The organism is Elioraea tepidiphila DSM 17972, from assembly GCF_000378465.1.
Classification (GTDB): domain Bacteria; phylum Pseudomonadota; class Alphaproteobacteria; order Acetobacterales; family Acetobacteraceae; genus Elioraea; species Elioraea tepidiphila.
On the sequence record NZ_KB899918.1, the window covers coordinates 35,150 to 54,053 of the forward strand.

Annotated in this window: 18 protein-coding genes; 13 read left to right on the top strand and 5 right to left on the bottom strand. The window is 70.0% G+C overall.

The genetic code is table 11. The annotated features are described in order from the left end of the window. Positions 1-2: 2 nt before the first annotated feature. Entirely contained in the window at positions 3-737 is a 735-nt protein-coding gene (locus tag F563_RS0108520; RefSeq protein WP_019014244.1) for an ABC transporter permease subunit, read from the bottom strand. Between the two features lies 1 nt (position 738). After that, positions 739-1,692: an ABC transporter ATP-binding protein gene (locus F563_RS0108525; RefSeq protein WP_019014245.1), complete on the bottom strand. Its 954-nt coding sequence runs from the start codon at positions 1,690-1,692 to the stop codon at positions 739-741. A 135-nt stretch (positions 1,693-1,827) separates the two neighbouring features. Here F563_RS0108525 and F563_RS0108530 point away from each other — a divergent pair, with 135 nt between their 5' ends. Beyond that, on the top strand, positions 1,828-3,729 hold the full coding sequence (locus tag F563_RS0108530) for an ABC transporter ATP-binding protein (protein ID WP_019014246.1): 1,902 nt from the start codon (positions 1,828-1,830) through the stop codon (positions 3,727-3,729). 4 nt (positions 3,730-3,733) lie between these two features. Here F563_RS0108530 and F563_RS0108535 read toward each other — a convergent pair whose 3' ends face one another. Then, entirely contained in the window at positions 3,734-4,843 is a 1,110-nt protein-coding gene (locus F563_RS0108535; protein ID WP_019014247.1) for an enolase C-terminal domain-like protein, read from the bottom strand. A gap of 85 nt (positions 4,844-4,928) precedes the next feature. Between F563_RS0108535 and eno the strand changes: the two genes are divergently transcribed. Beyond that, the gene (gene eno, locus F563_RS0108540; RefSeq protein ID WP_019014248.1) at positions 4,929-6,215 is read left to right on the top strand and encodes a phosphopyruvate hydratase; all 1,287 of its coding nucleotides are present in this window, start codon (positions 4,929-4,931) and stop codon (positions 6,213-6,215) included. A 51-nt stretch (positions 6,216-6,266) separates the two neighbouring features. Further along, positions 6,267-6,596 carry an FtsB family cell division protein gene (locus F563_RS0108545; protein WP_019014249.1) on the top strand — a complete coding sequence of 110 codons (330 nt, stop codon included), beginning with the start codon at positions 6,267-6,269 and terminating at the stop codon, positions 6,594-6,596. Here the strand turns inward: F563_RS0108545 and F563_RS0108550 are convergent. Further along, entirely contained in the window at positions 6,590-7,768 is a 1,179-nt protein-coding gene (locus tag F563_RS0108550; RefSeq protein ID WP_019014250.1) for an MFS transporter, read from the bottom strand. The two genes, F563_RS0108545 and F563_RS0108550, sit on opposite strands and share 7 nt — an antisense overlap. A 122-nt stretch (positions 7,769-7,890) precedes the next feature. Here F563_RS0108550 and F563_RS0108555 point away from each other — a divergent pair, with 122 nt between their 5' ends. From F563_RS0108555 to F563_RS0108590, 8 genes are all read left to right on the top strand, one after another. Next, positions 7,891-8,556: a hypothetical protein gene (locus tag F563_RS0108555; protein WP_019014251.1), complete on the top strand. Its 666-nt coding sequence runs from the start codon at positions 7,891-7,893 to the stop codon at positions 8,554-8,556. A gap of 218 nt (positions 8,557-8,774) precedes the next feature. Next, positions 8,775-9,740 (top strand): pyruvate dehydrogenase (acetyl-transferring) E1 component subunit alpha, encoded by a 966-nt coding sequence (gene pdhA / locus F563_RS0108560; protein WP_019014252.1) that lies wholly within the window; start codon positions 8,775-8,777, stop codon positions 9,738-9,740. A 16-nt stretch (positions 9,741-9,756) separates the two neighbouring features. Beyond that, positions 9,757-11,121 (top strand): pyruvate dehydrogenase complex E1 component subunit beta, encoded by a 1,365-nt coding sequence (locus F563_RS0108565; RefSeq protein WP_019014253.1) that lies wholly within the window; start codon positions 9,757-9,759, stop codon positions 11,119-11,121. A gap of 22 nt (positions 11,122-11,143) precedes the next feature. Continuing rightward, complete coding sequence (locus F563_RS0108570; protein ID WP_019014254.1) at positions 11,144-12,436, top strand: pyruvate dehydrogenase complex dihydrolipoamide acetyltransferase; 1,293 nt, start codon at positions 11,144-11,146, stop codon at positions 12,434-12,436. 157 nt (positions 12,437-12,593) lie between these two features. Further along, positions 12,594-13,994 (top strand): dihydrolipoyl dehydrogenase, encoded by a 1,401-nt coding sequence (lpdA, locus tag F563_RS0108575; protein ID WP_019014255.1) that lies wholly within the window; start codon positions 12,594-12,596, stop codon positions 13,992-13,994. Between the two features lie 31 nt (positions 13,995-14,025). Then, positions 14,026-14,796, top strand: coding sequence for a hypothetical protein (locus F563_RS0108580; protein WP_019014256.1), 771 nt, complete (start codon positions 14,026-14,028; stop codon positions 14,794-14,796). Positions 14,797-14,799: 3 nt separating this feature from the next. Beyond that, entirely contained in the window at positions 14,800-15,765 is a 966-nt protein-coding gene (gene lipA / locus F563_RS0108585) for a lipoyl synthase (protein ID WP_019014257.1), read from the top strand. 57 nt (positions 15,766-15,822) lie between these two features. Beyond that, positions 15,823-16,299 carry a type II toxin-antitoxin system RatA family toxin gene (locus tag F563_RS0108590; protein ID WP_019014258.1) on the top strand — a complete coding sequence of 159 codons (477 nt, stop codon included), beginning with the start codon at positions 15,823-15,825 and terminating at the stop codon, positions 16,297-16,299. A 15-nt stretch (positions 16,300-16,314) separates the two neighbouring features. Here the strand turns inward: F563_RS0108590 and F563_RS0108595 are convergent, their stop codons facing one another. Further along, a complete protein-coding gene (locus F563_RS0108595) occupies positions 16,315-16,494 on the bottom strand; it encodes a YdcH family protein (protein ID WP_019014259.1) in 180 nt (59 codons plus the stop codon). A 179-nt stretch (positions 16,495-16,673) separates the two neighbouring features. Here F563_RS0108595 and F563_RS24395 point away from each other — a divergent pair, with 179 nt between their 5' ends. Together F563_RS24395 and F563_RS0108610 are read left to right on the top strand one after the other, a co-directional pair. Then, complete coding sequence (locus F563_RS24395; RefSeq protein ID WP_019014260.1) at positions 16,674-17,750, top strand: GNAT family N-acetyltransferase; 1,077 nt, start codon at positions 16,674-16,676, stop codon at positions 17,748-17,750. 49 nt (positions 17,751-17,799) lie between these two features. Further along, complete coding sequence (locus tag F563_RS0108610; protein ID WP_019014261.1) at positions 17,800-18,885, top strand: threonine aldolase family protein; 1,086 nt, start codon at positions 17,800-17,802, stop codon at positions 18,883-18,885. Positions 18,886-18,904: the final 19 nt, after the last annotated feature.

An 18,904-nucleotide genomic window follows, 5' to 3' on the forward strand; every position in this document is an offset into this window, starting at 1 on the left:
GTTCAGCCCGCCTTCCTGAGATCGACGATCACGGCGTTGGCGTAGAGCCAGAAGCCGATGAAGGTCGCGAAGAACACGAGGTCGCGCACGGCGATCACGCCGCGCGTGACGCTCTCGTAGCGGCCGATCAGGCTGATCCGCCGCGCCGCCTCCAGCACATCGGCCGGGATCGCGTCGGCGAGGAAGCCGGCGACCACCGGGCTGCCGAACACGGTGAACACGAAGCACACGGCGGTCGCCAGCACGAAGGCGATCACCTGGTTCTTGGTGGTTGCCGACAGCGCCGCGCCGATCGCGAGATAGCAGGCGGCGATCAGCAGCGCCCCGGCATAGCCCGCCAGGATCACGCCGTTGTCGGGCGTGCCGAGCACATTCACGGTGATCACCATCGGGAAGGTGAGCGCGAGCGCGATCGCGGCGAAGGCCCACGCGGCCAGGAACTTGCCGAGCACCGCCTGCCACATCGCCACCGGCAGGGTCAGCAGCAGTTCGATCGTGCCCGCCCGCCGCTCCTCGGCCCAGAGCCGCATCGTGATCGCCGGGATCAGCAGCAGGTAGAGCCAGGGAAGGAAGGTGAAGAAGGGCGCGAGATCGGCCTGGCCGCGGTCGAAGAAATTGCCGACCGCGAAGGTGAGCGCGCCCAGCATCACCAGGAAGATGACGATGAACACATACGCGACCGGGGTGGCGAAATAGGCCGCAAGCTCGCGCCGCGCGACGATCAAGGTGGTGCGCATGTCAGGCCGCCTCGCGCATCGTCAGATCGCGGAACACCTCGTCGAGCCGGCCGCGCTCGATGAAGATCTCGCGGGGCGCGATGCCGACCGTCGCGAGCGCGGTGCGCACCGGTCCCTCGACGGACCTGCCGTCGCGCGCGAGCGCCGAGAGCGCGATCAGCCCGTCCGCGCCGCGCGCCCCCACCTCGACCGTGCCCAGCATTTCCAGCTTGCGCAGCGCCATGGCGGCGATCTCGCCCTGGTCCGCGCCCACCACCACGGTGACGGCATTGTGCCAGCGGCTGCGCTTCGCGAGTTCGGCCGGCGTCGCATCGGCCACCACGCGGCCGCGCGCGATCACCACCGCGCGCGTGCAGATCGCCTCGACCTCCTCGAGGATGTGGGTGGAGATGATGATCGCCTTCTCCGGCGCCATGGCCGTGATCAGCTTGCGCACCTCGTGCTTCTGGTTCGGGTCAAGCCCGTCGGTCGGCTCGTCGAGGATCAGCACCTCGGGGTCGTGCAGCAGCGCCTGGGCCAGCCCGACGCGGCGCTTGAACCCCTTCGAGAGCGCCTCGATCGGGTAGTAGAGCACGTCGTGCAGGGAGGTGAGCCCGATCGCCCGCTCGACGCGCGAGCGGCGCTCCGACCCGCGGAAGCCGCGCACGGCGGCGACCCAGTCGAGGAACGCCGTGACCGTCATATCGGGATAGGTCGGCGCGCCTTCGGGCAGGTAGCCGAGGCGCTGCTTCACCGCGATCGGATCGTCCAGCACGTCATGGCCGCAGAGCCGGGCCGTGCCGCGGGTCGGCGTCAGATATCCCGCGATCATCTTCATGGTGGTGGATTTGCCGGCCCCGTTCGGCCCGAGGAAGCCGAGCACCTCGCCGCGCGCCACCGTGAGCGACACGTCGTCCACCGCCACCACGGGGCCGAAGCGCTTCTCCAGCCCCTCGGCCTCGATCATCGCTGCCATCAACCCTCCCCAACACGCCCCGGCGGCCGCGGATGTAGCCTGCGCGGCCGGCCGATCAAGGCCCCGGGGTGGACCACGCACGGGGCGGGGGGTCAACCCTGGGGACGCCTCCTTCGCTGTCAAACCGCCGCGCGCATGCTGGCGTGGACCCCCGCGCCGCGCTACGCCTCTGCCATGCTGCGCGCCGCCGAACGCCTGATCCCGCCCACCGAGGCGGCGCCCGAGGCCGTGCCCCCGCCTGGGCTTGCCGCGTTCTACTGGCACTTCATCCGCCAGGCGAAGGGCCCCTTCGCGGCGATGTTCGCCGTGGTCGGCGTGGTCGCGGTGCTCGACACGCTGGTGCCGTTCTTCATGGGCCGGCTGGTGACCCTGCTCGCGACCCATCCGGGCGAGGCGCTCTGGGCGAACGCCTGGCCCGAGCTGCTCGCGATGGCGGCGGTGATGCTGCTCGGCCGGCCACTCGCGCTGCTGACCCAGTCGGTGCTGACCAACCAAGTGATCGCGGCCAACGTGACCAACCGCATCCGCTGGCAGAGCCACTGGCACGTCTCGCGTCAGGGCTGGAGCTTCTTCCAGAACGACTTCGCGGGCCGGATCGCCACGCGGGTGATGCAGACCGGCCCGGCCTTGCGCGAGTCGGTCGTCGCCTCGGCCCAGGCGGTCTGGTACCTCGTGGTCTACGGCATCGGCTCGGTCGTGATGATGGCCTCGTTCGAGCCGGTGCTGACCCTGCCGATGCTGATCTGGCTGGTGTTCTACGTCGCGCTGCTGCGCTGGTTCGTGCCCCGGCTGCGCGACCGCTCCAAGGCCACCAGCGAGAAACGCTCGATGGTCACGGGCCGGATCGTCGATACCTACACCAACATCCTGACCGTGAAGCTGTTCGCGCGCGCGGCCGACCAGGACGCGTTCGTGCGCTCCGGCATCGACCAGCACACCGCGACGTTCCACCGCCAGCTCAGGATGATCACTCTGTTCGGGATCTGTCTCTGGACCGCCTCGGCGCTGATGGTGACCTCCACCGGCGCGCTCGCAGTCGTGCTGGCGGTGCGCGGGCAGATCGAGGTCGGCATGGTCGCCGCCGTGCTGCCGCTCGCCTGGCAGATGCTGCGCAATGCCGGCTGGGTGGCCGAGAGCGTGACCGCGATCTTCGAGAACGTGGGCATCGTGCAGGAGGGGATGGACACGATCGCCAAGCCGCTCCGCAATCCCGACCGGGCGGATGCGGTGCCGCTCGTGGTCACCGAGGGGCGGATCGCGTTCGAGCGCGTCACCTTCGGCTACGGCACGATCCGCGGCGTGATCCGCGACCTCGATCTCGCGATCGCGCCGGGCGAGCGGGTGGGGCTGGTCGGGCATTCGGGGGCCGGCAAATCGACGCTGATCAACCTGCTGCTGCGCTTCTTCGAGCCCGAGCAGGGCCGCATCGTGATCGACGGCCAGGACATCGCCGCCGCCACCCAGGAGAGCCTGCGCCAGCAGATCGCCGTGGTGACGCAGGACACTTCGCTGCTGCACCGCTCGATCCGCGACAACATCCGCTACGGCCGGCCCGAGGCCTCGGAGGCCGCGGTGATCGACGCGGCGAAACGCGCCGAGGCGCATGACTTCATCCTGGGCCTCGAGGACTGGGACGGACGGCGCGGCTACGACAGCGAGGTCGGCGAGCGGGGCGTGAAGCTCTCCGGCGGGCAGCGCCAGCGCATCGCGATCGCGCGGGTGATCCTGAAGGATGCGCCGATCCTGATCCTCGACGAGGCCACGAGCGCGCTCGACAGCGAGGCCGAGGCCGCGATCCAGGCGAGCCTCGACAGGCTGATGACCGGGCGCACGGTGATCGCGATCGCGCACCGGCTGTCGACCATCGCGAAGATGGACCGGCTGGTCGTGATGGAGGCGGGCAGGATCGTCGAGCAGGGCAGCCACGCCGAGCTGCTCGAACGCGGCGGAGCCTATGCGCGGATGTGGGCGCGCCAGTCGGGCGGCTTCATCGACGAGCCGGAGGGAGCGGGGCGCGTGGGCTACCCGGCGGCGTAGCTGTTCAGCGCAGCACCGCGATCGTCTTGCGCTTCACCAGCCCGGTATCGATCTCGTAACCGAGCCCCGGCTGATCCGGCGCGTGCACGAGCCCCTGCCTATCCACCACGATATCCTGCACCAGGCCGTATTTCTGCGCCGCATCCGGCAGCAGCACCTCGAAGAACTCGGTGTTGCGGATCGCCATCGCCACATGCAGGTTGGCGACATTGTTCAGCGAGTTGCCGCCGTGGTGGATCTCCAGGTTCATGCGGAACGACTCCGCGAGATGTGCTGCCTTGACCAGCGTGGTGATGCCGCCCTTCACCGCGACATCGCCGCGCAGATAGTCGGTCGCGCGCGCGAGGATCCATGGCGCATAGGCATCGAGCCCCGTGATCGGATACTCGGTCGCCATCAGCGGAATGTTGAGGTGCTGCTTCAGCTTGGCCGAGTTGTAGATGTCCTGGTCCGAGAGCGGGTCCTCGTACCAGTGGAACCCCAGCCCCTCGATCGCGCGGCCGACCCGCAGCGCATCGGGGAAGTCGTAGCTCCAGGTCGCGTCCAGCATCAGCGTGTAGTCGTCGCCCACCGCGCGCCGCACCGCCTCGCACACGGCGATGTCCTCGCGCCAGCGTGCGGGCGGGTGGATCTTGTAGGCGGCCCAGTTGTTCGCCTTGAACTCCTGCGCCTCCTCGGCATAGGCCGAGGGCGTGGGCAGCACCGCCGAGGAGGCATAGGCCGGGAGGCTGGTGCGGAACGTTCCGAGCAGCCGGTGGATCGGCTGGCCGAGCGCCTTGCCGGCGATGTCCCAGAGCGCGATGTCGGCCGCGCCGATCGTGCGCACCCCGGCGCTGCGCTGGCGCCGCCAGAGGTCGCGGTTGAGCAGCTCCCGCTCCAGCGGGTTCCGACCCACCAGGATCGGCTTGAGGTGCGTGATCAGCGCCTGGCCGTCGCCGGTCGCCGGGTTCATCGCCGAGCCCAGGAAGGCGTGGCCGGTGATGCCCTGGTCGGTCTCGACCGCGAGCAGCCCGAGGGCGGAGGAGCCCGAGAACGTCCCCGTGTGCGCGCCATAGACCGTGGGCGGGATGCCGTCCCACGCGAACAGGGTCAGCGTGACGTCGGTGATGCGCATGCGGTCTCCTCCCTGGCTGCACCCAGGGTTGCCGGTTTGCGCACGCCGCGCTAGGTCCGGCCACCCCTATCTCCGGAGCCTCCCGATGACCGAGACCGCCATCGCCGACATCGTCGCGCGCGAGATCCTCGATTCCCGCGGCAACCCGACCGTCGAGGTTGACGTGGTGCTGGACAACGGGGCGATGGGCCGTGCGGCGGTACCCTCGGGCGCCTCCACGGGCACGCACGAGGCGATCGAGCTGCGCGACGGCGACAAGACCCGCTTCGGCGGCAAGGGCGTGCGCAAGGCGATCGACGCGGTCGAAGGCGAGATTTTCGACGCGCTCTCGGGGCTCGACGCGACCGAGCAGGTGAAGATCGACGAGCTGATGATCGATCTCGACGGCACGCCGAACAAGTCGCGGCTGGGCGCCAACGCGATCCTCGCCGTCAGCCTCGCGGTGGCCAAGGCGGCGGCCGCGGCACTGGGCATGCCGCTCTACCGCTATGTCGGGGGCACGATGGCGCGCACCCTGCCGGTGCCGATGATGAACGTGATCAATGGAGGCGCGCACGCCGACAACCCGATCGACATCCAGGAGTTCATGATCCTGCCCGTGGGTGCGGGCACGATGGCGGACGCCGTGCGCATGGGCTCGGAAGTGTTCCAGGCGCTGAAGAAGGAGCTGTCGGCGGCCGGCCACGCCACCAATGTCGGCGACGAGGGCGGCTTCGCGCCGAATCTCTCCTCGGCCGATGTGGCGCTCGGCTTCATCGCCAAGGCCATCGAGAAGGCCGGCTACCAGGTCGGCGAGGACGTGGTGTTCGCGCTCGACTGCGCCGCCTCCGAGTTCTTCAAGGACGGCAAGTACGTGCTGGAGGGGGAGGGCAAGACGCTCGATGCCGCCGGCATGGCCGAATACCTCGGCGCGCTCTGCGCGAAGTACCCGATCGTCTCGATCGAGGACCCCTGCGCCGAGGATGACTGGGACGGCTGGGCAAAGCTCACCGCGGCGCTCGGCGGCAAGGTGCAGATCGTGGGCGACGACCTGTTCGTCACCAACCCGGACCGGATCGCCCAGGGGATCGAGCGGCGCTCGGCGAATGCGGTGCTGATCAAGGTGAACCAGATCGGCACCCTGACCGAAACGCTGACGGCGGTCGAGATGACGCACCGTGCTGGCTGGCGCACGGTGATGAGCCACCGCTCGGGCGAGACCGAGGACGCGACAATTGCCGATCTCGCGGTCGCGACCAATTGCGGGCAGATCAAGACCGGCAGCCTCGCGCGTTCGGATCGCACGGCGAAGTACAACCAGCTGGTGCGGATCGAGGCGATGCTCGGCGAGGCCGCGCGCTATGGCGGCCGCCGCGCGCTGCTGCGGGGCTGAACGCAAATCGGCCCTTGCGCCGACGCGGCGGGAGATGATTCTCTCGTCCGGATGTCCATCGCCGCCGAACTGAAGCGCCGCGCATTCGCCGCCGTGCCGCCCGTGCTGGGGCTTGCGCTGGTCGGGTTCTTCGCCTGGCACACGCTGCACGGCAGCCGCGGCCTGATCGCGCTCGGCGCGATCCAGGAGCAGATCGCGCTCGCCGAGACGGAGCTCGCCCGGCTGGAGGCCGAGCGGGTGCGCATGGAGCGCAAGGTCGACGCGCTCCGGGTCGAGCATCTCGACGGCGACGCGCTCGACGAGCGGGCGCGGCTGATGCTGAACATGGCCGCACCCGACGACATCGTGCTGCCTTACGGACCGAACGAGCGGCTCTACTGAGCCGCCGCCCGGCGGAGCGCGCCGGCCGGCGAGGCGACGATCGCGATCAGCGAGGCGGTGAAGCCCGCGAGGGCGAGCGCGAGCGTCGCCTCGACACCGCCCGCCGCGCTGACAACCGCGCCGGTGAGCGCGCCGAGCGGGCGGACGCCGAACACGCTCGCCTGCATCAGTGCCGCGACCCGGCCGCGCTGGACGGCTCGCGTGACGGCTTGCAGCAGCCCGGTGCGCGCGACCATCCACAGCATGGGCCCGAAACCGAGCAGGAACTGGCCCGCGGCGAAGGCCGGCGCGCCCGACCCGACCGCAATCAGGCCCGCTCCGAGCAGTGACGAGGCCGGTCCGAACACCAGCACAGCCGGGGGCGCCGCCCATGCCAGCACACGCGGCGCGGCGAGCGCGCCGAGGATCAGCCCCGCCCCGTAGCACGACAGCACCGTGCCGATCGTCGCCGGCGCCAGACCGCGCGCCGCGGTGAGCGGCACGAACAGTCCAGCAAGGGCGAAGAAGGCGAAGTTCCACGCGACCGCGCAGGTGGCGACTGCGCGCAGCCGCGGCTCGCGCCACACCGCCCGTGCCGCATCGGCGAGCCCGTTGGCCGATGCGTACGGCGTCGTGCCGGCGTCATCATCGGGCAGGCGGCGTGCGGCCGGCAGGGCCAGCAGAACCAAGGCGCTGGCGACGACCAGGGGCAGGGCAACGGCGTGACCCATGAGCAGTCCGGCCGCGAGCGGGGCGCCGAGGCTCGCGGCCGCGCGCGCGAGTTCGACCCTGGCGTTCGCGCGCGCGAGCGGCGGCGGCACGAGCCGCGGCACGGTCGCGACCACGGTGACCGCGACGGTGGCGGCCGCGCCCGCGACCGCGGCCCCCCCGAGCGCCAGGGCGGGCATCCAGCCCTGCCACGCCGAAGCGGTCCCGATCACGAGCCCACCGAATGAGACCGCTAGCGCCCGAGTCACCAGCGTGCGGGTCGCGAGCCGATCCGCCCATCGGCCGGCCGGCAGCGAGACCAGCAGCCAGGCCGAGGACTGCACCCCGACCAGTACCCCGACCACGCCCGGGCCGTGGCCGAGCAGCACGGCGATCAGGGGCTGGGCGGCGAACACGAGCTGATCCGCCGCGTGCGCGGCGAAGGCAGCGGCGGCGAGGCGATGCAGTGGGGTGGTTTGGGCCATGCCGCGACGATGGCCTCGCCGGTTTACCCTCCGCGTGCCGCTGCTTGCGCTCGAAGTCGTGGCCGGTCGAAGGAGTTGCCGTTGCCCGAGGCGGTTTGCCAGAGTCGTCCCGGGAGGTTGGGATGGCGTTCTGTCTCGGACTCGTCGATCTGAGGGTGCCCTCGCCGCACTCGCGGCCGGGCCGATTCGATGCGGTCGCCGCCTGGCGCGCGCAGCGGCGGCGCATCTGGCTGACGCGCTGCCGGATCACGCTGACCACCGACACGGACGAGGGCCAATCCGGCATCGTCGCGCGGGTGCAAAGCGCGGTCGCGGCGCATCGCCGCGGTGCGGAGGCCGTCGAGCTCGACATCGTCTGCCATGGCACGGCGTTCGGCTATTCGGGGTCGCTCGACGCGGCGCCGGTCTCCGATCCCCACGGCATCTCGGGGCTCGGCTATGCGCTGCAACTCGGCACCGGGCTCGGCATCCCGACGATGCATCACTGGGCGCCCCTGCAGAACGTCTTCCGCCGGGTCCGGCTCTACGCCTGCGGCGAGCGCAACCCGTCGCTGGACCGCGCCTATCTGAACAATATCGCGCGCGAGCAGTTCTGCCGACGCTTCGCCGACCTGCTGGGCGCCGAAGTGGTGAGCAGTGCCGCGACCTGCGTCTATGCGGTCCTGCCCGACCCGACGCCGGACCCCAGCATCGAGGTGGATGGCTGGGACGGCAGCGCGCCGGTGACCGTCTTCCTGCCGGGCGGACGCACGCGCGTTCTGCCGCGCAGCGATCGGCTCGGTCGCTGACAGCGTGGCCTTCGCGCAGTTTCGCGTCGTCTGGCGGATGGAGCGGGACGGTCTGTTGCGTGGTGAGGGCTTGCCGGGCAACAGTTTCCCCTGTCTTGCTAACGCCAAACGTGCCGTCTAGGTGCAGGCACGACCGAACCGATCCGACGGGGGGAACGAGGATGGCAACTGCCAATACCGCCCAGAGCAAGAAGGGCAGGGCCGCGAAGCCCCTGGCGATGACGCGCGAGGAGCTGCTCAAGGCCTTCCGCGAGATGCTGCTGATCCGCCGCTTCGAGGAGAAGGCGGGCCAGCTCTACGGCATGGGGCTGATCGGCGGGTTCTGCCACCTCTATATCGGCCAGGAGGCCGTGGTGGTGGGCATGCAGTCCGTGCTCAAGCCCGGCGATCAGGTGATCACCTCCTACCGCGACCACGGCCACATGCTCGCCTGCGGCATGGACCCGCGTGGCGTGATGGCGGAACTCACGGGGCGCATCGGCGGCTACTCCAAGGGCAAGGGCGGCTCGATGCACATGTTCTCGATCGAGAAGGGGTTCTATGGCGGGCACGGCATCGTCGGCGCGCAGGTGAGCCTCGGCGCGGGCCTCGCCTTCGCCAACTGGTACCGCGGCAACGACCACGTGTGCCTGACCTATTTCGGCGAGGGCGCGGCCAACCAGGGGCAGGTCTACGAGAGCTTCAACCTGGCCGCGCTGTGGAAGCTGCCCTGCGTGTTCATCATCGAGAACAACCGCTACTCGATGGGCACCTCGCAGGAGCGCGCGACCACCTCCAAGGATCTGTCGCAGAAGGGCGCGCCGTGGGGCATCCCCGGCATGCAGGTCGACGGCATGGACGTGCTGAAGGTGCGCGAGGCGGCCGAGGAGGTCGTTGCGCACTGCCGGTCGGGCAAGGGCCCGTACCTGATGGAGATCCTCACCTACCGCTACCGCGGCCACTCGATGTCCGATCCGGCGAAGTACCGCACGCGCGACGAGGTGCAGAAGATGCGCGAGACGCGCGACCCGATCGAGGGGGCGCGCAAGGTGCTGGTCGAGACGCTGGGCGTGACGGAGGCCGAACTGAAGGCGATCGAGGAGGAGGTTCGGGCGATCGTGCAGGACGCCGCCGACTTCGCGCAGCAGAGCCCCGAGCCGCCGGAGAGCGAGCTCTGGACCGACGTTCTGACCGAGGCGGCCTGAGGCGGGGGGCACGACCATGGCGACGAACATCCTGATGCCCGCGCTGAGCCCGACCATGACCGAGGGCAAGCTCGCCCGCTGGCTCAAGAAGGAGGGCGACGAGATCCGCGCCGGCGAGGTGATCGCCGAGATCGAGACCGACAAGGCGACCATGGAGGTCGAGGCGGTCGACGAGGGCAAGCTGACGAAGATCGTCGTGCCCGAAGGCACCGAGGGCGTGCAGGTCAACTCGGTGATCGCGGTGCTGAACGGCGACGGCTCGGCCGCCGCGCCGGCGCCGAAGCCGGCCGAGGCCAAGGCGCCGGAGAGGGCGCCGGAACCCGCGAAGGTGTCCGAGCCCCCAAAGCCGCAGCCGGCGGCAAAGCCCGCCGATGACGCGCTGACCCTGGACTGGGGCCCGGCCAAGCCGATCACCGTGCGCGAGGCGCTGCGCGATGCGATGGCGCTCGAGATGCGGCGCGATCCGGACGTGTTCCTGATGGGCGAGGAGGTCGGCCAGTACCAGGGCGCCTACAAGATCAGCCAGGGCCTGCTCGACGAGTTCGGGCCGAAGCGGGTGATCGACACGCCGATCACCGAGCACGGCTTCACCGGGCTCGCGGTCGGCGCGGCCTTCGCCGGGCTGAAGCCGATCGTCGAGTTCATGACCTTCAACTTCTCGATGCAGGCGATCGATCAGATCATCAACTCGGCCGCCAAGACCAACTACATGTCGGGCGGCCAGGTGCGCTGCCCGATCGTGTTCCGCGGCCCCAACGGTGCCGCGGCGCGCGTCGCCGCCCAGCACAGCCAGTGCTACGCCTCGTGGTACGCGCACTGCCCCGGGCTGAAGGTGATCGCGCCCTGGTCGTCTGAGGACGCGAAGGGCCTGCTGCGCGCCGCGATCCGCGACCCGAACCCGGTGATCTTCCTCGAGAACGAGGTCGTGTACGGCCAGACCTTCCCCTGCCCGGAGAGCGAGGATTTCATCCTGCCGATCGGCAAGGCGAAGGTGGAGCGCAAGGGCGAGCACGTGACGATCGTCGCGTTCTCGATCTGTGTCGGCTACGCGATGCAGGCGGCCGAGGAGCTGGCGAAGGAGGGGATCAGCGCGGAGGTGATCAACCTGCGCACGCTGCGTCCGCTCGACATCGACACGATCGTCGCGTCGGTGAAGAAGACCAACCGCCTGGTTTCGGTCGAGGAGGGCTGGCCCTTCGCGGGGATCGGCTCGGAGATCGCGGCGCTGGCGATGGAGCACTGCTTCGACTGGCTCGATGCGCCGATGGTGCGGGTGCACGGCGCGGACGTGCCGATGCCCTACGCCGCCAATCTCGAGAAGCTTGCGCTGCCTTCGGTGGCGCAGGTGGTCGAGGCCGCGAAGCGCGTGACGTATCGCTGAGGTCGGGGGAGAGAGACGGACGATGGGCACGCAGATCCTGATGCCGGCGCTGAGCCCGACCATGACCGAGGGCACGCTCGCGCGCTGGCTGAAGAAGGAAGGCGACACGATCAAGGCGGGCGACGTGATCGCGGAGATCGAGACCGACAAGGCGACCATGGAGGTCGAGGCGGTCGATGAGGGGGTGCTGGCGAAGATCCTGGTGCCCGAGGGCACGGCCGGCGTGGCGGTGAACGCGCCGATCGCCGAGCTGGCGGGCGAGGGGGGTGCGAAGCCCGCGCCGAAGCCGGAAGCCAAGGCCGAGGCGGCCAAGCCAGCGCCCGCTGCCAAGGCCGCGTTCGATCCCCAGCCCGATCCACCGAAGACGCAACCCGGCAACGGACACGACAAGGGCGAACGGGTGTTCGCGAGCCCGCTCGCCCGGCGCATGGCCGCGCAGGCCGGGATCGACCTCGCCGCGCTGAAGGGCAGCGGGCCGAACGGACGGATCGTCAAGGCCGATATCGAGGCGGCGATGTCGGGCGCGGCGCCGAAGGCTGCGCCGGCGCCGGCGGCCGCTGTCGCACCGGCCGCGGCGCCTGCCCCGAAGCCAACGGCGCCGGCCGCGCCGATCGCCGCGCCGCACACGCTCGCGCCCCACTCGACGATGCGCAAGGTGATCGCGCGGCGCCTGTCGGAGAGCAAGGCGACGATCCCGCACTTCTACGCCACGGTGGATGTCGAGCTCGATGCGCTGCTGAAGCTGCGCGCCGAGCTGAACGCCAGGTCGCCGAAGGACGGGCCGGGGGCGTGGAAGGTGTCGGTCAACGACATGATCATCAAGGCGTCGGCGATCGCGTTGCGCCGGCTGCCGAAGGTGAACGCGTCGTGGCAGGACGACGCAATGGTCATGTACCAGGACGTCGACATCTCGGTCGCGGTGTCGATCCCGGACGGGCTGATCACGCCGATCGTGCGCAAGGCGGACCAGAAGGGGCTGGCCGCGATCTCGAACGAGATGAAGGACCTCGCCGCGCGCGCGAAGGCGGGAAAGCTCAAGCCCGAGGAGTTCCAGGGCGGGTCGTTCTCGATCAGCAACATGGGCATGATGGGGGTGAAGGATTTCGCCGCCATCATCAACCCGCCGCAGGCCGCCATCCTGGCGGTGAGCGCGGGCGAGCAGCGGCCGGTGGTGAAGGACGGGGCGCTCGCGATCGCGACGGTGATGACGGTGACGCTCAGCGTCGATCATCGGGTGATCGACGGCGCCTTGGCGGCGGAGTGGCTCGGCGTGTTCAAGGGGATCATCGAGGATCCGTTGCAGATGATGCTCTGACGTGAAGCCGGGGGAGAGCGTCCTCTCCCCCGGACCCCCTGATGAGGGTGCCCCTCCCGTTGGTCGGGGCACGCGTCGCGACCAACGGGAGCGACGCCCTCCCTAGGGGTGCGCGAGGGGAGAGGACGCTCTCCCCTCGCTGTTCTTGGAGGTGCAGATGGCAGACCAGTACGACCTCATCGTGATCGGCGGCGGCCCGGGCGGCTATGTCGCGGCGATCCGCGCCACCCAGCTCGGCCTCAAGACCGCGCTGGTCGAACGCGAGCACCTCGGCGGCATCTGCCTCAACTGGGGCTGCATCCCGACCAAGGCGCTGCTGCGCTCCTCCGAGATCAACCATTTGCTGCACACGCTCGATGCCTATGGCTTCGCCGCCGACAATCCGCGCTACGACTTCGCGAAGGTGATCAAGCGCTCGCGCCAGGTCGCGAGCCAGCTCTCCGGCGGCGTGAAGCACCTGCTCAAGAAGAACAGGGTCACGGTGATCGACGGCCACGGCAAGCTCGCGGGGCCGCAGGCCGTGGCCGTCGAGAAGGACGGCAAGAAGGTCGCCGACCTGCAGTCGCCGCACATCATCCTGGCCACCGGCGCGCGCGCACGCGTGCTGCCGGGCATCGAGCCGGACGGCGAAACGATCTGGACCTACAAGGAAGCGATGGTTCCCAAGGCGATGCCGAGATCGCTGCTGGTGATCGGCTCCGGCGCGATCGGCATCGAGTTCGCCTCGTTCTACGCCAACATGGGGGCGAAGGTGACTGTGGTGGAGGTGCTCGACCGCGTGCTGCCGGTGGAGGACGAGGAGATCTCGGCCTTCGCGCACAAGGCCTTCGCCAAGCAGGGCATGACGATCATGACCGGTGCGAAGGTGCAGGGCGTGAGAAAGAACGGCAAGCTCGCCCGCGTCACGGTCGAGGACAGCAAGGGCAAGGTGCAGGACGTCGAGGTCGAGGTCGTGATCAGCGCGGTCGGCATCGTCGGCAATGTCGAGGGGATCGGCCTCGAAGGCACCAAGGTGAAGGTGGACCGCACGCACGTGGTCACCGACGGCTACGGCCGCACCGGCGAACCCGGCGTCTATGCGATCGGCGACCTGACGGGACCGCCCTGGCTCGCGCACAAGGCGTCGCACGAGGGCGTGGTGTGCGTGGAGGCGATCGCGGGCAAGAACGACGTCCACCCGATCGACCCGACCACCATCCCCGGCTGCACCTATTGCCGGCCGCAGGTCGCGTCGGTGGGGCTGACCGAGGCAGCGGCCAAGGCGAAGGGGCACCAGGTGCGCGTGGGCCGGTTCCCGTTCATCGGCAACGGCAAGGCGATCGCGCTCGGCGAGCCCGAGGGCCTGGTGAAGACCGTGTTCGACGCGAAGACGGGCGAGCTGCTCGGCGCGCACATGGTCGGCGCCGAGGTGACGGAGATGATCCAGGGCTACGCGATCGCGCGCACGGCGGAGCTGACCGAGGCCGAGCTCATGCACACGGTGTTCCCGCACCCGACGCTGTCGGAGATGATGCACGAGAGCGTGCTGGACGCGTACGGGCGGGTGATCCACATCTGATACGATCAGCGCCCGGAAAGGAGGGCGCAGCATGGTCGATCTCTGGATTCCCGCAAGCTCCGGCCCCGCCCTCGCGGCGCAGAAGGCACGGCTCGCTCTCGAAACGGGCGCCTCCGAGCGCGACGTCGACCTCGCCATCGCCTCGGGCTTCGACCCGCGCGACGTGCACACGATCCGCAGCTACAGCGAGACGAAGTCGCTGCTGCTGGTGTTCCGCTGCCCCAAGGCGTCCGCGCGACCCTGGCACGGGGAGTACGCGCCGAAGGTCGGCGCGGTTGCGACCAAGTCCGACGCCTCGGGCCGGGCCGCGCACAAGGGCCGGATCTACGTCTCGGACTACGACCTGATGTCGGTCTGGCGCGTCTCCGGGCCCATCTCGGGGCGGAGCTACCAGAAGATCTTCGTCACGGCGCTGCAACGCGGCGCCAAGCGCGGTGCGTGGTCGGCCGAGGCGCGCGACACCGTGCGCGACCTGAATGCGTCCGGCATGGTCAGCCGCATCCAGCACGGCGCGCAGGACGACTGGGCTTCGACGAGCAACCGCGGCATCGACGCCTCGGACCGGTTTCTCGCCTTCGAGGTCGGGCAGGCCTGGTACCTGCCCTCGGCGGCGGACTGCGAGCGCTTCTACCGCACCCGCGCGCTCCGCTGGCCCTACGCCAAGGACGGCTCCTATACGGGGCCTGACGAACTCTACGGCCCCACCGGCAAGCCGATCGGTGGCGACTGGGCGCAGAAGGCGGGCGCGCCCACGAACGGCATCGTGCTGCTTGACGGACACGGCCGGCCCATCGACATCTGAGCCATGACCACCCGCATCGAGATCGACCACCGCCGCACGGCGCGCCACCCCGAGAAGGTGCGGCGACCCGACAACCCGATCCAGCGCAAGCCCGCATGGATCCGGGTCAAGGCGCCGACCCACCCGATCTATGTCGAGACGCGCAACCTGCTGCGCGAGAAGAAGCTGGTCACGGTGTGCGAGGAGGCGGCCTGCCCGAACATCGGCGAGTGCTGGTCGCAGCGCCACGCCACCATGATGATCATGGGCGATACCTGCACCCGTGCCTGCGCGTTCTGCAATGTCGCGACGGGCGTGCCGGGCCCGCTGGATGCCGGCGAGCCGCAGCGCGTGGCCGAGGCGGTGGCGGTGATGGGCCTCAAGCACGTGGTCATCACCTCCGTCGATCGCGACGACCTCGACGACGGGGGAGCGGGCCATTTCGCCGCGGTGATCCGCGCCATCCGCGACGCCGCCCCGGGCACCACGATCGAGATCCTCACCCCCGACTTCCTGCGCAAGGGCGACGGCGCGATCGCGACCGTGGTCGAGGCCAAGCCCGATGTGTTCAACCACAACCTGGAGACCGTGCCGCGGCTCTATCCCGCGATCCGCCCCGGGGCGCGATACTTCGTGAGCCTCCGCCTGCTCGCCCGGGTGAAGGAGATGGACCCGTCGATCTTCACCAAGTCCGGCCTGATGGTCGGGCTCGGCGAGACGCGCGAGGAGCTGATCCAGGTGATGGACGACCTGCGCGCGGCGGAGGTCGATTTCATCACGCTCGGCCAGTACCTCCAGCCGACCGTGAAGCACGCGGCGATCGATCGCTTCGTGACACCGGACGAGTTCGCCGACTACGCTGCGCTCGCCCGCGGCAAGGGCTTCCTGATGGTGGCGTCGAGCCCGCTGACGCGCTCGTCCTACCACGCGGATGCCGATTTCGCGGCGCTGCGCGCGGCGCGCGAGGCGCGGCTGGCGGCTGGAGACTGAGCCGCCATTCGCGCTTTCTCCTTTCCTTCACGCCCGCCGCGCCTAGATTGAGCCGCGATGCCGACGCACGCGCAGAAGCAGTTCATGCCCTACGCCCCCGACCAGCTGTTCGATCTGGTCGCGGATGTCGGCCGCTACCCCGAGTTCCTGCCCTGGTGCGTCGGCGCGCGCGTGCGCGAGCGGACCGAGACGCTGCTGGTCGCCGACCTGGTGATCGGCTTCAAGGTGTTCCGCGAGCGCTTCACCAGCCACGTGACGCTGGAGCGGCCCAACCACATCCACGTGCGCTACCTGGAGGGGCCGTTCCGCTACCTTAACAACCACTGGCGTTTCATCCCGGAGAACGACGGAACGCTGGTGGATTTCTACGTCGATTTCGAGTTCCGCTCGAAGATCCTGCAGGCCGCGATCGGGCTCGTGTTCAACGAGGCCGTGCGGCTGATGGTCCACGCCTTCGAGCGTCGGGCGCGGCGGATTTACGGGCCGGCGGACACCCAGCCCGCCGGCAGGCCGCTGCCGAGCCCCGGCGGCTGAGCCGGGGGCCGGCCGTCAGGTCAGGGCGAGATCCTTCCTCAGCCGCTCCATCTCCTCCTTCAGCCTCAGCTTCTCGCGCTTGATCTTCGAGACCGTCGCCTCATCGGCGCGGGGGCGGGTCATCTCGACCGAGAGCTGCTCCTCAAGAGCAGCGTGACGGCCAGTCAAGGTCATGAGCCGCTGCTGAAGGTTCATCGGCAACTCCCTCACGGTGGATGGGTCTTACGCCTTTTGGTTGTGCAGTCTGAAGCATCCGCGGCCTCTTGGGCAAGTCTCGGCGCGGTGCTTGACGAAATGATGACGCCGCGCGGCGCTGATGCGTCCGATCACGCTTTCGCGTTGGACGTTCCGGCGCAGCCCGGCGAGGGTGGCGCATGATCTGGACCCTTTACGGGGATTGGAACTCGGGGGCGGCGATCCTCGAGATCCTGCTGAACGAGGCGGGGGCGGATGTCGCGTTCCGCCCCGTGTCGATCGCGCGCGACGAGCAGCTTGGACCGACGTTCGCGGCGATCAATCCGATGCGGCGTCTGCCCGCTCTGGTTGCACCGGACGGGACGCTGGTGACCGAAAGCCTCGCCGGCATGCTGGTCCTGGCCGAGCATTTCCCGGAGGCCCGGCTGCTGCCACCGCCGGCCACCGCGGCCCGTGCCACCGCACTCCGCTGGATGGCGTTCCTCGCCGGCGAGCTCTACGGCGCGGTCGGCCGGTTCGACTATCCGGAGCGCTACACCACCGATCCGGCCGGCGCGCCGGCCGTGCGCGAGTCGGCGATGGCGGAGACCCGGCGCCTCTGGGCGCTGCTCGACGGCCAACTCGGCCTGGGGCCCTATGCGCTCGGCGAGACCTTCTCGGCGCTTGACGTCCAGATCCTCGTGATGAGCCGCTGGGGCAACGGCCCGGCCGCGTGGGTTGACGCCCACTGTCCGCGCATCGCCAAGGTGGTGCGCACGACCGCCGCGCGGCCCTCGGCCACGGCGATCTGGACGCGCAACTACGCGCCTGTCCGCCCCGCGCGCGCCGACGAGGCGGACGCCGTCGCATCCCTGGTCGAGGCGGCCTATGCGCCCTGGGTGCCGGTGGTCGGCCAGCGTCCCGGCCCGATGGACGACGACTACGCCGTCCGCATCGCCCGGGGCGAGGCGCACGTCGTCGCCGAACCGTCCGGCGCGCTCGCTGGCCTGGTGGTGATCGAGGAGAAGGACGGCGCGTTCTGGCTCGACAATGTCGCGACCGCGCCCGCCTATGCCGGCAAGGGGCTTGGACGGCGGCTGATCCGCTTCGCCGAGGCCGAGGCGCAGCGGCGCGGCCACGGCGCGATCCGGCTCTACACGCATCAGCGCATGGAACGGAACATCGCCCTCTACCGCGCCCTCGGCTACGCCGAGATCGGCCGCGGCATCGAGCACGGCTTCGCCCGGGTCTTCATGGAGAAGCGCCTAGCGGGGTAGCCAAGCGCCTCCCTCCTTGCTTTCTTCCCGGCCTTCGCAAGGAGTTCCCATGGTCGCGACCGACACCGCCCTGCACTACACGCCGCGCAAGCCCGATCCGTGCCTGCCGCCCGTGCGGATCAACCTCTATTCCGACACGCAGACGAAACCGTCCGCGGCGATGAAGGCGGCGATGATGGCGGCCGAGGTGGGCGACGAGCAGCACGGCGACGATCCGACCGTGTGGGCGCTCTGCGATCGGATGGCCGCGCTGCTCGGCAAGGAGGCGGCGGTGTTCCTGCCCTCCGGCACGATGTGCAACCAGATCGCGATCCGCGTGCATTGCCGGCCGGGTGACGAGATCATCGCGCACGAGACCGCGCACATCGTCACCAGCGAGCATGGCGGGCCGTGGGCCAATGCGGGCGCCGGCGTGCGCGCGCTCAAGGGCGAGCGGGGCATGTTCACACCCGAGGCGCTGAAGGCCGCGATCACGCCGAAGGGCCGCTACGCCGCCAACCAGGCGCTGGTCGAGGTGGAGCAGACCGCCAATATCGGCGGCGGCGCGGTGTGGCCGAAGGCCCAGCTCGATGCGGTCGCCGCGATCGCGCATGACGCGGGCCTCGCGACGCACATGGACGGCGCGCGGCTGATGAATGCCTGTGTCGCCGCAGGCGTGACGCCCGCCGAGATGACCGCCGGCTACGACTCCGTCTGGCTCGACTTCACCAAGGGGCTGGGTGCGCCGCTCGGCGCGGTGCTCGCGGGTTCGGCGCGGTTCATCGACGAGGCCTGGCGCTGGAAGCAGCGCATGGGCGGCTCGATGCGCCAGGGCGGCATTTGCGCCGCCGCCTGCCTCTACGCCCTCGACCACAATGTCGAGCGGCTGGCCGAGGACCACGCCAACGCGAAGTCGCTCGCCCGCGCGCTTGCCCAGATCGACGGCGTGGTGGTGCAGCAGCCGGACACCAACCTCGTCTTCTTCGATCCGTCCGGAACCGGCACCTCCGCCGCGACGCTGGCGGCGAAGCTCGCCGAGCAGGGGATCTGGATCAGCGTGCTGAACGGCCGTGCGCGCGCCTGCACGCATCTCGACGTCTCGGCGGCGATGGTCGAGGAGGCGGCGTCCGCGATCCGGGCCATCCTGCGGCGGTGACCGCCGCTGCCGCGCCGGT